Source organism: Ponticaulis sp., from assembly GCF_029210165.1.
Classification (GTDB): domain Bacteria; phylum Pseudomonadota; class Alphaproteobacteria; order Caulobacterales; family Hyphomonadaceae; genus Ponticaulis.
Map to the genome: position 1 here is coordinate 1,238,466 of NZ_JARGNT010000001.1, position 14,401 is coordinate 1,252,866.

The following is a 14,401-nucleotide window of genomic DNA, read 5'->3' on the forward strand; positions in this document are numbered from 1 at the left end:
CGGAGTGGTTGATAGCTCATCTGCCGAACGCGATTTGTCTGAATGGCGTCATTTCCTCGGCCGCCTGGGTGAGGATGCGCGCGCGACATCGGTTTACAAGATGAAGCTTTCGGGGCCTGCGCCCCACAAACTCAGCCTCTATCCGCAAAGCCTTCGTTATGGTGATCCGGCGATTGGCGAGGACATTCTTGCAGGTGTCTGGCATATCGGGCAGAGCGAGCTCAAACTCGCGCCGAATGCCTCCCCGTGGAGTGTTCCAAACCCGTCCCGTCATTTTGCAGACCGTCTCCATCGCTTTGAATGGATGCGCCATTTGATGGCTGTGGGCCCGAAAGGGCATCGCCGCGCCAGAGAACTGCTGACGGACTGGGTTGCAGATTTCGGCAAGTGGAACGGCTTTGTCTGGCGTCTGCCGGTGACGACAGAGCGTGTCTGGAACTGGCTGGTTGCAGGACCGATCCTTCTGGAAAATCACGGGGCTGACAGCGAGGTGATGAACTCGCTTATGCGCCAGATGCGCCACCTTCAGCATTCGACGGGTGAGTACCCAGAGCCGATCGCCGTTCTGAAATCTCTCTTTACCCAGCTTGCGATGGCGTTTGCCGCCGATGAGGGCGAGCGCCGTATTGCATCTCTTGAAGCCCAGCTTGAGTTCACGCTGAACGATCAGATTCTCGCTGATGGCGGCCATATCAGCCGCAATCCGGAGATGGTTCTCAACGTGCTTCTCGATCTGCAGACGATAGATGATCTCTATCTGCGGACGGGGCGTCCGACACTCAGCTTTGTCGCCAAGATGATGCCGCGTATTGCGGGCATGCTGAAATTCCTGCGCCTGTCTGATGGCGGCTTGCCGATTATGAATGGCAGTAGTGAGGGCAATCGCGAAGACATTAAAAACGCGCTTTATCCCTATTCAGATACGCGCGCGTTCTCGTTCGCGACCAAGACGGGCATTCACAAGCTGGAAGCCGAAGGCACGCGCATGACACTTGATGCCGGCCACGCGCCGCCGGGTGAGTTCGGCACGGGCGCGCATGCTGGCTGTCTGGCGCTGGAGCTTGAGGATCAGGGCGAACGCATCATCACCAATTGCGGCAGTCATGTTGATGTTCCGCCCGTCTGGAGCGGCGCAACACGTCGCACGAGCGGACATTCGACGCTCGCCGTCACCGGATTTGATGCTTCTCAATTTGTGCCCGTGAGGTCCATGGGGCTTCAGGCGCCCGTCGGCCCGACGGGTGTGTCGGCCAAGCGCATGGAAGAGAAAGACACGATCTGGATTGATAGCCAGCATAGCGGCTGGAAGGACACCCATGGTCTTGTCTATCGTCGCCGCCTGTACATGGATGGAGACGGTCGCCGCCTGACAGGTGAGGATACGCTGTTCCGGCCTTTATCGGCGGGTCTGACAGAAGATACAGAAGCGATTCCATACGATATCCGCTTCCATATGCATCCGTCTGTGACCCTGCGGCCGGAAGAGCCGGACGGGCACCATATCCGTATCATTCTGCCGAGCGGCGCTGCCTGGGTTTTCAAGACCAAGCATGAGCGTAAATCGATCGAACGAACTGTCTATCTGGCGCGTGGCAAGGTCGAGAAAAGCTGGCAGCTTGTGCTCTCAGGCGATGCCGATCCGAATGGTGACGCCAGCAATCCGGCAAATATCGTTCAATGGGCCTTCGTGAAGGTCGTTTAGCTATCCGGAGACCAGAGGTTACGGATTGACGATGGTGAAGCCGGGCACCGCCTCTGTTTCTACATACCCTCGGTGATACATATCCATAATGACGGTCGCTTCTGACGGGCTGCCACCCTCACAGTTCAGCTCGTAGATATCGATAATTGAGCCGTATGCGCCAGCGCCGCCGCTACCTGCGCGTCGATAGGTTGGTGCGTTTCCGTCAGAGCATCTCAGACGGCGCAGATAAGCATGTTGGCCGCGCGGCATATCGGTTCGTACCGGGTTCTGGCGCGTTCCAAGCGGATATGAACCAGCCTGCTGAATACGAGAATCCAGAGCCGACTGATCGGCATTGGAGCGACCTTGTAAAAGTGTCTGCATCAACTCGTCATCGCTGGCAGTCGAACTCTGCGAAGCCGGTTGCGATGCACACGCTGAGACCAGAAGCGCGATCGCTGCGGCTGACAGGCTGTATAGGACTGGTTTCATTACTGTTCCCCCGACTTTGAAGACAGCTTGCCTCAGTTTCGTTCTAGCGTGCAACGTGAAAAACAGGTGCGCGCAATTCAGGGGCGTTGTTGCAATCATGTCTCCTTGCGTAAATTGGCGTTTCTGGCGACTGGATTTTCGTCCGGAAACCGCCTATGCCACGCGCAATTCACGACTTCAGCCAAGAAAGCTCATTCACAAATGTCTGATCTTCCAATTAAACGCGCGCTCATTTCCGTCTCCGATAAAACCGGCCTGATTGACCGTGCTAAGAAGCTCAGCGAGCTTGGTGTGGAACTCCTCTCCACCGGCGGCACGAAGAAAGCCATCGCGGATGCTGGCATTCCGGTAAAAGACGTTTCTGAAGTCACGAACTTTCCGGAAATGATGGATGGCCGCGTGAAGACGCTGCACCCTGTCGTTCATGGCGGTCTTCTGCACCTGCGCGACAATCCGGAACATGTCGAACAGGCAAAAGCGCATGGCATTGAAGGCATCGATCTTCTCTATGTGAACCTCTACCCGTTTGAAGAGACAGTCGCCAAAGGCGCCGACTTCCACACGTGCATTGAGAACATCGACATTGGTGGCCCGGCTATGCTGCGCGCCGCGGCTAAAAACTATGCCTTCGTATCTGTCTGCACAGATGGCGATGACGTGGACGCAGTAATTGCGGATATGGAAGCCAATAACGGCGCAACAACGCTCGCGACCCGCAAGAAGCTCTGCGCGAAAACATATGCGCGCACTGGCGCTTACGATGCGGCGATTTCGAACTGGTATTTCGATCAACTCGGCGAAGAGAGCCCGGAATGGCGCGCCTTCGGCGGCAAGCGTATTTCTGTCATGCGTTATGGTGAGAACCCGCACCAGAATGCGGCCTTCTACAAGACACCTGAAATTCGTACCGGCGTAGCGACAGCGGAGCTCGTTCAGGGCAAGGCGCTTTCCTACAACAATATCAACGATACGGACGCCGCGTTTGAACTCGTCAGCGAGTTCCCAAGCGATGAGCAGGCGGCGGTTGCGATCATCAAGCACGCAAACCCGTGCGGTGTTGCGCTGGGCGAGACACCGCTCGACGCTTACATCAAAGCGTATGACTGCGACCGCACATCTGCCTTTGGCGGTATTGTTGCGCTGAACCGTCCGCTGACTGGCGAAACGGCAGCAAAGATCACTGAAATCTTCACCGAAGTCGTCATCGCGCCGGGTGCAGACGAAGAAGCCAAAGAGATTTTCCGAAAGAAGAAAAACCTCCGCCTTCTTCTGACTGACGGTCTTGCAGACCCGAAGGCTCCGGGCGTCTTCATGAAAGCAGTTGCGGGCGGTCTTCTGGTTCAGGATCAGGACCGTGGTTTCGTGGCGCGCAGCGACATGAAAGTCGTCACCAAAAAACAGCCGACCGAAGCGGAATGGGCGGATTTGTTCTTCGCGTGGCGTGTCGCAAAACACGTCAAATCCAACACAATCGTGTATGCGAAAGACGGCTCTACGGCAGGCGTTGGCGCAGGCCAGATGAACCGTCTGGATTCAGCACGTATTGCGACGCGTAAAGCTGAAGATGCAGCGGAAATCGCGGGCTGGTCCGTGCCGCGCACAAAGGGATGCGTTGCAGCGTCCGACGCGTTCTTCCCATTCCCTGATGGTCTGCTGCAGACCGCAGAAGCGGGCGCGACCTGCGTGATCCAGCCGGGTGGTTCTATCAAGGATCAGGACGTGATCGACGCTGCCGATGAAGCAGGCCTTGCCATGGTCTTTACGGGCATGCGCCACTTCCGTCACTAGGCTTTTTCAATTGACCGCTAGCTGCCCCGGATTTTCATCCGGGGTACGCGATGGAACTTGCTCAGGGCTGCTGCCAACTAAGCAGACGGGTTACTCTCCCGGCATGATCCGGGCGTAATGGTCGTATGACTGCGGCAGCTCATAGTCGGTCTTCAGCCCGCCAATGCTTTCGGCAGTTTCTTCAGACAGATCGCAGGCGTTTTCCAGATTGTAGTAATCGAACGACCGGCAGACAAAATCTGTCTGTTCGATGCAGAGCCGCATGCAATCATGCCGGTCCACATAAAAGAAGCGGGTATTGTTGTATCCGGAAATCGCGGCATCCGGCGTATGCACATACTGGGCTTCCAGTGCCTGATGTTCAGCATAGGTGATACCGAGCCACACGCCTGCCGCGACAACGGCGCTTGCAACAACGCCGCCTGCCGCGAAAACACCGTAGCGTTCGACCCAGTCTAATACTGCTCTGGATGCGCCGGTTTCGACCGATTTCTCGGTAACCTCTCCTACAAAGCGTAGACCTGTATTCGGAATGGTCTTGATGAGCCGTTGCTCCGAACCGTTATCGCCGACAGCGCTGCGGGCTGAGCGTAGACGGCTGGCAAGCGCCGCATCGGAGACAAGCCGGCCATCCCAGATGACCGAATTGATCTCTTCACGAGGCACAATGCGGGCATGATTTTCAACCAATAACAGGAGAAGTCGGAAGACCTGTGGCTCGAGCTTTACCGGTTCGCCGCCCTGAAAAAGGGACATGCGGGAGGGATCGAGTTCGAAAGAATCAAACTGATAGATCACTCTGGTTGGCAAGGTAAAAGTCCCCGATCGCTGCGCATGCCATACCCGAATGTAGTGGCAATGCAACTTTAACTGAGGTTATCGCGGCTTTGCGTCAGGTTTGTAACCCCCTGATTTTAAGCATCTTCATTTTTCTGCAAGTCGCTCTTCATGTTTCTCCATTTGAGGAAAGCTCTGCCTGCTTCTTAGGCTTCCAACGCATCGTGTGGGGATGCAGGCGGAGGATGATTTGCAGATGAAATGGAAAACTTGGGCGCTTGCGGCAGGTAGTCTGCTAGGCGCGATGGCGGGCAGCGGGACAGCTCATGCCTGGCTTCAGGATGAGATAACACCGGCGTCTCGTGACGTTCTCTATCAGGTGCGCCAGATAAGTGGGCGCGAATCGACGCTGGTAAATACCGAGATTGATGGTCTGGTCAGCCGATATGGCCGTGGCTTTTCCGGCGGAGATCACGTTCAGGGTATCACGATGACCGCCTCTGGCCGTATCGTTGTCAGCCTGTCGCGCAGCAATGATCCGAGCACGACGTGTAACGGACTTCTGGCGTATTCCACGCCGTTTGATCCGCACAATCCGGGCCTGGACCTTGATTGGCAAATTTACTGCCCGTCTGCAGATGACTCACCCGAGAACCACCCGAGCAGCATTCAGGCTGTTGGTGATGTGATCATTGTCGGCACGCATGGCGGTTCGCGATTTTACCGGATTGACCGACAGGGCCGGATGGAGCGGCTGCGCAATCTCAACATGGAAAATGTGGGACGGGATTCTTCCGGCATCGCCTTTAACCCGGTAGACGAGCGGTTTTATGCGATCAATGCGGGCGGCCCGGTTCGTGTTGGGGCGGCCCGAGCTGAACTCTGCCGTACCGCGCCGCATGCAAACCTCGCGACCAACGCGGCATTCAACGAATGTGTCACCTTCGACACGATTATCTCATCGCAGGGCGCGAACCTGATGTTCAACAGCGATGGCGCATTGTTTCTGGTGAATACCTTCCCTTCTCACGAGTTCTGGCCCGATGATCAGAATATCACCCAGGAAGAAAAAGCCGCCTGGTATGAAAGCCGCTGCGTGGCTGATGGCGCTCAGGCGCTTATTCTGGGCTGGGATGTAGAGACACCCTACACTGATATCGTGAGCGTATCGCGGATCAACTATTCCCAGTGGCGCAATACGACTTCGCAAGTGGTTTATGAGGAGAATGTGGGTCGCACACAGCAAATACAGACCTGCGTTCAGAACCGACCATCTTTCCGCTTTGCGGGTGGTGTGTCCACACTGACCGATGGAACAATGGTTGCGCTCTGGGCAGGTCGTCAGAATCCGCCCGTCGCGCTTCAAACCGATGGGTTCGAGTTTTCGTTCCAGATTCTGGAGCCGGAAGGCGCGCGCTCGGTTCATCATTCTGTGGCAATCGACTGCGCTACTGATGGCATCGACAATGAAGGTACGGGTAACACCATCACAGCGACCTTCTATGATCGCAATTGGAGAGAGCTCGGCCGTGCGGCGCGCGATGATATCTCCAATGGCGCTTGTTTCATCAGAAATCCGGCATTAGAGGCCACGCTGAATGGCGAAGCCGAATATGTGAAGATCAGCACGAACGGATCTGACGCGTTCATGATCGACCGCATTCTGATGTATCGTCAGGGTGTAGAGATTTCTGCTTTCGGTGCGAACAATGACCGTGGCTGGTGTCTGTCGACCGACGCTGACGATGGACGCGGAAGCTGGGAATATGCAGCGGGCGGCATTTGTACGTCAGAGCACACCTGGAGCTATTCAAATCTGCCGGTTGAGAACCCGCGCGACGCGATCATCGCTCAGAACGGTATCAGAACGACGCAGCGCTATTCCGTAAGCATCGACTGTTCGACCGAGAATATTACCAATGACTGGACGAGTGGGACGATCACAGCGACCTTCTATGACAGCAACTGGCAGCAAGTTGGTCAGGCCAGCCGGAATGATCTCCATGAACGGAATTGTACCTGGACGAACCCTGAACTCGAAGCCACGACGAATGGCGATGCGGAATACGTGAAAATCAGTACCGATAGCGGCGATGCCTTCATGATTGACCGTGTTATCCTCAACCGTAATGGCGATGACGTCGCTACCTTTGGTGCGAATAATGACAAAGGATGGTGTCTGTCGACCGACGAAGGCGATGGGCAGGGCGCATGGCAATATGCGTCAGATGGGGTGTGTACGTCCGAACATACCTGGAGCTATTCAAACCTCCCGGTTGATAATCCGCGTGACCGGATTCTCGCAGAGCGCGGCAATACGACGACACATCGCTATTCGCTTGATATCGATTGTGACGTGGACGGCATCGACAACGAAGGTACGGGTAGCCGTCTGACGGCTGTGTATCTGGACTCTAACCGCCGTGAGATCGGCCGGAGCTCTTTCCAGGAAGATACCAACGCGCCAATTCTCCCGATTTGCCGGGATATGGAGTGGGATACGATTGTCACCGGCACGCCGCGTTATCTGCAGATCCATACCGCGGGTAGCGATGGCGCTATGCTCGATCAAATCTTCGTTGAACGCGATGGCGTTCAGGTGAAGGTGCTGGGTGGCAGCAACGACTCCGGCTGGTGCCTCTCGACACAGGAAAGCGATGCGCATGGCAGCTGGCAGGGACACGCCTACGAGAATACCTGCCGGACCTATTGGGAATTCGACCTTTAGCCTGACTGACACCAGCCGACACGCCCTTCACGTCGGCTGGTGTCCCTTTTTTGCGAATGCGTGGGGACGCACGCGGAGGACCTTATGAAATCACCAATGAAACATCTGATGGTGGCGTGTGCTGCATTACTTGTGCCCGCAATGGGCGTGAGCCCTGCGCATGCACTCGGCCCTGATGAGTATACGCCGCCAGCAGAAAACCTGCTTCAGCAGCTTCAGGCTATGACCGGCTCGCAAGCCAATCTGGCGCGAACCAGTCTGGAAAATCTGACGACACAAGACGGCGGACTGATTGGTCCAGACGACCGTGTGCGCGGCATTACGATGACCGCAACTGGACGGGTCGTTTTGAGCATGTCTCGCGAGCTGGCACCCAATGCGAGAGCCGATGAGTGCCGCGGTCTCCTGGTGTTCTCGGACCCGATCAACGAGCAGACATCGCTGGAAGAGCTTACCTGGACGGCCTTCTGCCCAACTGCCATCGGCATGCCAAGCTGGGAAGCCGGAAGCATTCAGGCCACTGGCGAGGTGGTTGCAGTGGGTACACGCGGCATGACGCTATTCTATAAAATTGAACGCAGCGGCTACGTAACGCATTTTGATCACCTAACGCTCTATCATGAGATGTCCAGGGATCGGAATGTCGGTAGCAGCTATTCTGCGGGCCTTGTCTTTAATGACAGGGACAATCGTTTTTATACCATCAGCGCAGTCGGACGGGCCGAGTCGCGCACTGTGATGGCACGTCTTTGCCGGACGCAGGCGACCGACGTTCTGGCCTATCATGCGACCCGTTTTGGTGAGTGCACCGAATTTGAGGCGCCTGTTTCCGGTCAGGGCGCGAACCTGATAATGGACTTTGACGGCAAGATGTATCTGGTGTCGGCTTTTTCCGGTGATGAATTCTATCCGGACTTGTCAGGCCGGACGCCAACCGGGCGACCGAGCGTTTATACCGCTGCATGTGGTGAGCCGCCGCGCGAATGGACCGCTCAGGACAATAGAACCGTTCAAATGCGCCCTCAGGACATGTTCGAGGATATTCTGCGCGTGTCTGAAATCGAATATGCCGATTTTGACAATACCTCGGCCCGCGACGTGTTTACTGCAGATCTTGGTCGTACCGAGGAAGACGATATCTGCGTTCATGAGCGCCCTGCCTTCCGTCATGGAGGTGGTGTTTCGCTTCAGACGAGTGGCAATATGCTCGGACTATGGGCGGGTAGCGGTGTCGATGATGATGGCATGTTCGAGTTCGCGGTCCAGCCGCTCAGCGTGTCGCGGCCAGATGAGCTCAACTATACGGTCGGGTTTGATTGCTCTGTTGGTGATCTGACCAATGAATGGACGACCAGCACGCTGACCGCGACGCTTTACAGCCTGTATTGGGAAGAAGTCGGGCAGGCTAGCATTTCAGGTCCGGGGCAATTTGCCTGCGATATGGGTGAGCCGACGATTGATGTTGCGGCGAGCGCCCACGCTGAGCATGTGAAGATCACGACCAGCGGTGATGACGGCTTCATGATTGACCGGCTTTCACTTTACAGCGGCGGCAATGAAATCGCCGAATTTCTCGCTGGTGATGGACGCGGCTGGTGCCTGTCGACCGATCCGAGTGATGCTAATGGACCATGGCTGGCGGCGGCTCTGACGGGCTGTGAGGCCGAGCATGTCTGGAGCCTTTCAGACCTGCAGGTACAGCAGATCAATTCTCAATTTCAGGATTAAGCTGCCCGTCAGGGTGGGGCGAACATGCTCGCGATGTGTGTGAGGACGCAAGGGAGACGTTAAATGAGAGACGTATTGAAAACATTGGCCGTGCTGGCCTCATGTGCGGCGGTGACGCTCAGCTCTGGCGCCGCATTTGCGCAGTATAACCCCAAGCCCGTGCCCGATGAGGACAATCTGATAATAGATAGAACGTCACCTTATCTGGAGCAAACCAATCGCAATTTTGGTATAATACTTCAGCCAACGGATGATCTTGCGTACGAGCAAGTGGATCCCTACGGATACCGGGTTGTCATCGATTGTGACGTCGCTGGCGTAGAAAACGAAGGTACGTCCTCAGTTTACGTGTCTTTCTATGAGGGCGTGGCCAATCGCTCTCAGATCCTTTACTCTGAGCTACACTCCTTTACTGATGAGCGTTGCAACGAGGGTGAAATTGAGATCCCAGTACGGCTTCGCACGCCAATCGCGTCGGTACTTATGTATTCACAAACATCTGACGCATTCCTAGTCGATAGAGTGCGGGTATTCGGCCCGGATGGGCTCCTTCAGCAATGGGGTGAAGACGATGATAAAGGCGTTTGCGTTTCGCGGGACCTCGAGGATGGAAGTCGAACCTGGCGATATGCCGCTGATGATCGCTGCGAACTATTTTTCATTGGGAATCCGGGGCAGAGCTCGTCAACGTTTTACGAAGAGCCATTAGAAACCGTCTATCGGTATTCAGTAGATATTGATTGCGATGTCACGGGCGTTGAGAATGAGGGCACCGGCAACCAGCTGATGATCAGCTATCTGAACGCGCAGGGCGAGACGCTCGGCACGTCCTGGTTCCATGAAGATACCAATGCGCCAATTCTGCCGATTTGCCGCGATATGGAAGAAGAAACGCTTGTGCGGGGCATTCCTACGACGCTTGAGATCCGCACAACCGGCTCTGACGCCGCGCTGCTCGATCAGATTTACGTCTATCGCGATGGTGTTGAGGTGAAAGTTATTGGCGAGAGCAACTCATCTGGCTGGTGCCTCTCAACTGATCGGGGTGATGCCAATGGCAATTGGCGCGGCCATATTTTCCAGGGCCAGTGTAGTACGATCTGGCAGTTTGATCTCCGGTAATCTCCCAATCTTACCGTAGATTCCCCATGGGGCGTCGGGTTTCGGTCCGGCGCCCTTTTCAGTTGGGGTCAGCCTTTTGGTGAATGGCTTCTGCCGAAGTCGTCCGCGTCTGTATCCTGACCGGCATCGACGATGGATTTGCGAATGCCGCGGGAGCGTTCAAAGAACTTCTCCAGCTGTTCGCCTTCGCCCCAGCGGATGGCACGCTGAAGGGCTGCGAGGTCTTCGTTGAACCGCCCCAGCATCTCCAGAACGGCTTCCTTATTGTAGAGGAAAACATCGCGCCACATGATCGGGTCAGAGGCCGCGATACGCGTAAAGTCACGGAAACCACCAGCAGAGAATTTCACGACTTCGCCTTCAGTCACGCTTTCAAGGTCATTGGCCGTGCCGACGATATTGAACGCTATGAGGTGGGGCAGGTGAGACGTAATCGCCAGAACGCGGTCATGACGTGACACGCTCATAATCTCGACTGTGGACCCCAGAGCTTCCCAGAAGTGGGTGAGGGTATCGAGGCTTGCGGCATCTTCATGCTCGTCCGGCGGTGTGATGATGCACCAGCGGCCTTCAAACAGAGTTGCAAAGCCGGCATCCGGTCCGGATTTCTCGGTACCGGAAATCGGGTGGCCCGGAATAAAGGATACGCCTGCCGGGATATGCGGCGCGACGGCGGCCAGAACGGCGGACTTCACCGAGCCAACGTCAGAGACGATTGCGCCCAGTTTCAGGTGCGGCGCCATATCTTCGGCAATATGGCCCATCACGCCAACGGGCGTACACAGGATGACGAGGTCCGCATCCTTCACGCAGTCTTCCAGCGTGTCTGCGATCTCGCCAAGATCAATCTCGCCAGCGCGGTTGCGCACGCTCGTTGACGCATCATACAGCGTCACAGAGCCTGCCGCATCATGAGCGATAGCAGCGCGCGCTATGGATGAGCCAATGAGGCCGATCCCGACAATGGCAAGTCGATCAATAACCGGCATTTACCGCCCAGACATGAAGGTGGTGAGGACGGAGATCAGCTGGTCATTTGCCTCTTTGACGCCGATGGACATGCGCAGGCAATTTGGCAGGCCGTAAGAGGTCACATCACGCACGATAAGGCCATTCTCTCGCAGCACTGCATTTGCGTTCGCTGCTGTGTACTGGCCTTCCGGGAAGAACTCGACGAGCACGAAGTTTGCAACGCTCGGGTAAACCGTAAGGCCGGTTGAGCCAATGGCTTCGGAAACGCGCGCGAGTTCACGTTGGTTGAACTCTGCGGACTTCTCTTCAAAGGCTTTATCTTCAAGCGCCGCAATGCCTGCAATCTGCGAAAGGCTACCCACATTGAACGGTCCTCGTACGCGGTTCAGCGCATCAATGATGGAGGCTGCGCCATATGCCCAGCCAAGACGAAGCGCGGCGAGGCCGTGAATTTTGGAGAATGTGCGCGTCATCAGAACATTGTCCGCGCTGCCCGCCAGTTCCATGCCGGAACCGTAATCATTCTTCTTCACGTATTCGGCGTAAGCAGCATCCAGCACCAGAAGCACGTCGCTCGGCAGCGCTTCATGCAGCCGCTTAACTTCGTCAAAGCTGACATAAGTACCTGTCGGGTTGTTCGGATTGGCGAGGAAGACAATCTTCGTGCGCTCGGTGACCGCTTCGATAATGCCGTCAATATTCGCGGTCATGTCGATGTCCGGAACGGAAATCGTTGTCGCGCCGCATTGCTTGGCAACCAGCTGGTACACAAGGAAGCCGAACTGGGTCTGGATGATTTCATCACCCGGCTGCAAGTAAGCGTGACCGAGCATCTGGAAGATTTCATCCGAACCCGCACCGCAGATAATACGATCAGCGTTCAGGCCGTAACGGTCGGCAATTGCTGCGCGCAGCTTGTTCGCGCCGCCATCCGGATAAAGCTCCATATGATCGAGACTCTGCGCCAGAGCTTCACGAACCACAGGAGAATATCCGAGCGGGTTTTCGTTGGATGAGAGCTTGTAGCCGGACTCTGCAGCGAGGCCAGGAACGTAAGGCGTGATATCGAGCACATTTGCGAGCGGCTTAGGAGCCATTGAGCGTCACCATTCAGTCTGAAAAACGTGTTGAAGCGTCTCTAGACCAATCTGCGCGCGTATTGAAGCCGTGTTTGTCCGGAAAGAGACAGGCTGATCAGGCTGCGACGCTTTCCTTGATGTTCGGCGCCGGCAGGCTGCCGACAACACGAAGGCCCTCAAGTCCTGCATTTCGCGCGGCTACCAGACGTGGATCGCTCTCTGAGACAGGGAATCCGATCTCGAACAGAACCAACGTTCTGGCACGTGAAATCTCGGTCACTTCGAGCTCGACTTCGGCAAAAATTTTCTGCAGGCGGTGGTGGTCATCATGCGCAATCAGAAGCGTGCGGTGGTCAGACAGTTCGGCCAGCGGGCCTTTGGCGATCAGGGCCGCCTGAGGCGTATCATCGCTGAAAGACGGCCATGAACCGACAATGCGCATGTCGTGATAGCGGGTCTCGTTCAGCATTGGCCACCACTGGCCAGCGCCCGGACCCATAACCCAGCCCATAAAGCCGATTGTGCCTTCTTTATCCATGCACATGGTCAGGCATTCGCGCTGGTCTTTATTGTACTGCAGCGGCGCGGCATAGCCGAACATGTTGCGCGCCTGTTCCATGATGCGGTGCTGTTCAGCACCGGAGACGATCACATTCTGTAGGCCTGCATCATACATATCGAGCGGGAATTCCACGTGCCAGCGCAGCATGAGTTCGGCAAGATCCAGCTTGGCAGACTGACGCTTCAGGCGTTCCAGACACGTCATGACGGCCATTGCCAGTGCATCGCCCTGACCACGCAGAGCTGTACGCATATGCGCACCAGCACGCGCGCGCTTCTGAATAGCGGCCACGAGCTCTCTTTCTGCTTCGCGCAGGCGTGTCTCGAGCATGTCCAGACTTACGCGCTGTTGGTCGTCACTCATTTGGTCTACCTTTGTGGCCCCTGTCTTAGCGCAGGTGGATCCGAACGGGAATCATTTGGGACGGGATATGGTCGCAAAGTTTCCCTGTACACTCAATTTTTTGTTGCGCCTCTAGCCGAAAACAAAAAAGCGCCGTGACTTAATCGCGACGCTTTTGGGTTTTGTTGGCTCGAAGAGCTTAGCCTAGCGGGTCGGGATCGGCTCGTCGCCGCGATAATCGTAGAAGCCACGACCGGTTTTGCGGCCAAGCCATCCTGCTTCCACATATTTCACGAGCAGAGGGCATGGGCGGTATTTGGTATCCGCGAGACCGTCATGCAGGACCTGCATGATAGACAGACAGGTATCCAGACCAATGAAGTCAGCCAGTTGCAGCGGACCCATCGGGTGGTTCGCGCCGAGTTTCATCGCTGTGTCGATGCCTTCAACCGTGCCAACGCCTTCATAAAGCGTGTAGACGGCTTCGTTGATCATAGGCATCAGAACGCGGTTTACGATGAAGGCCGGAAAATCTTCTGCGTTTGCAACGGTCTTGTGCAGGCGTTCGGCAAAACCGAGTGCCATTTCGTAGGTTTCCTGATCGGTCGCCAGGCCGCGAATAACCTCGATCAGCTGCATGACAGGAACCGGGTTCATGAAGTGCAGGCCGATAAAGCGTTCCGGGCGGTCGGTCGTAGACGCGAGACGCGTGATCGAGATCGAAGATGTGTTGGATGCCAGCCATGCTGTTTTCGGAACGGCTTGCACCAGCGATTCAAATATCTGGACCTTGATCGCTTCTTTTTCTGTCGCCGCTTCGATTGCGAGATCGACGTCTGACAGTGAAGACATGCTGGTTGAGAAGGTGATCCGGCCCATGGCGGTGTCCATCTCTTCCTGAGAGATAACTTCGCGGCTGACCTGACGGGCCATGTTCTTTCGGATCGTGGCATCGGCTTTTTTGAGGGATTCGTCGGCAATATCGTTGATAGCGACGTTGTATCCTGACAGCGCACACACATGCGCAATGCCGTTACCCATCTGACCGGCGCCTACGACACCGATCTTGCGAAGTTCAGTCATGACCAGCTTTTACCCTGCATATTTGGTATTCTATTTTTTCGCGA

General features: G+C 55.9%; 11 protein-coding genes. 5 read left to right on the forward strand and 6 right to left on the reverse strand.

The features are described from left to right. Positions 1-4: 4 nt before the first annotated feature. Positions 5-1,702 (forward strand): heparinase II/III family protein, encoded by a 1,698-nt coding sequence (locus P1U45_RS06165; protein ID WP_301058215.1) that lies wholly within the window; start codon positions 5-7, stop codon positions 1,700-1,702. Positions 1,703-1,720: 18 nt separating this feature from the next. Here P1U45_RS06165 and P1U45_RS06170 read toward each other — a convergent pair whose 3' ends face one another. Beyond that, positions 1,721-2,176, reverse strand: coding sequence for a hypothetical protein (locus tag P1U45_RS06170; protein WP_301058217.1), 456 nt, complete (start codon positions 2,174-2,176; stop codon positions 1,721-1,723). 201 nt (positions 2,177-2,377) lie between these two features. On the opposite strand from P1U45_RS06170, the gene purH reads away from it, so the two are divergent. Continuing rightward, complete coding sequence (gene purH / locus P1U45_RS06175) at positions 2,378-3,964, forward strand: bifunctional phosphoribosylaminoimidazolecarboxamide formyltransferase/IMP cyclohydrolase (RefSeq protein WP_301058219.1); 1,587 nt, start codon at positions 2,378-2,380, stop codon at positions 3,962-3,964. Between the two features lie 90 nt (positions 3,965-4,054). Here purH and P1U45_RS06180 read toward each other — a convergent pair whose 3' ends face one another. Then, positions 4,055-4,774, reverse strand: a complete 720-nt coding sequence (locus tag P1U45_RS06180) for a winged helix-turn-helix domain-containing protein (protein ID WP_301058222.1) — start codon at positions 4,772-4,774, stop codon at positions 4,055-4,057. Positions 4,775-4,997: 223 nt separating this feature from the next. Between P1U45_RS06180 and P1U45_RS06185 the strand changes: the two genes are divergently transcribed. The 3 genes from P1U45_RS06185 (at position 4,998) to P1U45_RS06195 (ending at position 10,319) form a co-directional block, all read left to right on the forward strand. Then, a complete protein-coding gene (locus P1U45_RS06185) occupies positions 4,998-7,469 on the forward strand; it encodes a hypothetical protein (RefSeq protein ID WP_301058224.1) in 2,472 nt (823 codons plus the stop codon). 84 nt (positions 7,470-7,553) lie between these two features. Beyond that, on the forward strand, positions 7,554-9,197 hold the full coding sequence (locus P1U45_RS06190) for a hypothetical protein (RefSeq protein ID WP_301058226.1): 1,644 nt from the start codon (positions 7,554-7,556) through the stop codon (positions 9,195-9,197). Positions 9,198-9,260: 63 nt separating this feature from the next. After that, positions 9,261-10,319: a hypothetical protein gene (locus tag P1U45_RS06195; protein ID WP_301058228.1), complete on the forward strand. Its 1,059-nt coding sequence runs from the start codon at positions 9,261-9,263 to the stop codon at positions 10,317-10,319. A 68-nt stretch (positions 10,320-10,387) separates the two neighbouring features. Here the strand turns inward: P1U45_RS06195 and P1U45_RS06200 are convergent, their stop codons facing one another. From P1U45_RS06200 to P1U45_RS06215, 4 genes are all read right to left on the reverse strand, one after another. After that, positions 10,388-11,308 carry a prephenate/arogenate dehydrogenase family protein gene (locus P1U45_RS06200; protein ID WP_301058230.1) on the reverse strand — a complete coding sequence of 307 codons (921 nt, stop codon included), beginning with the start codon at positions 11,306-11,308 and terminating at the stop codon, positions 10,388-10,390. Next, positions 11,309-12,388: a histidinol-phosphate transaminase gene (gene hisC, locus P1U45_RS06205; RefSeq protein WP_301058232.1), complete on the reverse strand. Its 1,080-nt coding sequence runs from the start codon at positions 12,386-12,388 to the stop codon at positions 11,309-11,311. A gap of 97 nt (positions 12,389-12,485) precedes the next feature. Continuing rightward, the gene (locus tag P1U45_RS06210) at positions 12,486-13,295 is read right to left on the reverse strand and encodes a hypothetical protein (protein ID WP_301058234.1); all 810 of its coding nucleotides are present in this window, start codon (positions 13,293-13,295) and stop codon (positions 12,486-12,488) included. A 183-nt stretch (positions 13,296-13,478) separates the two neighbouring features. Continuing rightward, positions 13,479-14,357 (reverse strand): 3-hydroxybutyryl-CoA dehydrogenase, encoded by an 879-nt coding sequence (locus P1U45_RS06215; protein ID WP_301058236.1) that lies wholly within the window; start codon positions 14,355-14,357, stop codon positions 13,479-13,481. Between the last annotated feature and the right edge of the window lie 44 nt (positions 14,358-14,401).

Excerpts from the sequence above, each read along its gene's own strand:
- P1U45_RS06200 (WP_301058230.1), bottom strand. The coding sequence starts at position 11,308 with ATGCCGGTTATTGATCGACTTGCCATTGTCGGGATCGGCCTCATTGGC.
- purH (WP_301058219.1), top strand. The coding sequence starts at position 2,378 with ATGTCTGATCTTCCAATTAAACGCGCGCTCATTTCCGTCTCCGATAAA.
- P1U45_RS06195 (WP_301058228.1), top strand. The coding sequence starts at position 9,261 with ATGAGAGACGTATTGAAAACATTGGCCGTGCTGGCCTCATGTGCGGCG.
- P1U45_RS06190 (WP_301058226.1), top strand. The coding sequence starts at position 7,554 with ATGAAATCACCAATGAAACATCTGATGGTGGCGTGTGCTGCATTACTT.
- P1U45_RS06215 (WP_301058236.1), bottom strand. The coding sequence starts at position 14,357 with ATGACTGAACTTCGCAAGATCGGTGTCGTAGGCGCCGGTCAGATGGGT.
- hisC (WP_301058232.1), bottom strand. The coding sequence starts at position 12,388 with ATGGCTCCTAAGCCGCTCGCAAATGTGCTCGATATCACGCCTTACGTT.
- P1U45_RS06185 (WP_301058224.1), top strand. The coding sequence starts at position 4,998 with ATGAAATGGAAAACTTGGGCGCTTGCGGCAGGTAGTCTGCTAGGCGCG.
- P1U45_RS06170 (WP_301058217.1), bottom strand. The coding sequence starts at position 2,176 with ATGAAACCAGTCCTATACAGCCTGTCAGCCGCAGCGATCGCGCTTCTG.
- P1U45_RS06210 (WP_301058234.1), bottom strand. The coding sequence starts at position 13,295 with ATGAGTGACGACCAACAGCGCGTAAGTCTGGACATGCTCGAGACACGC.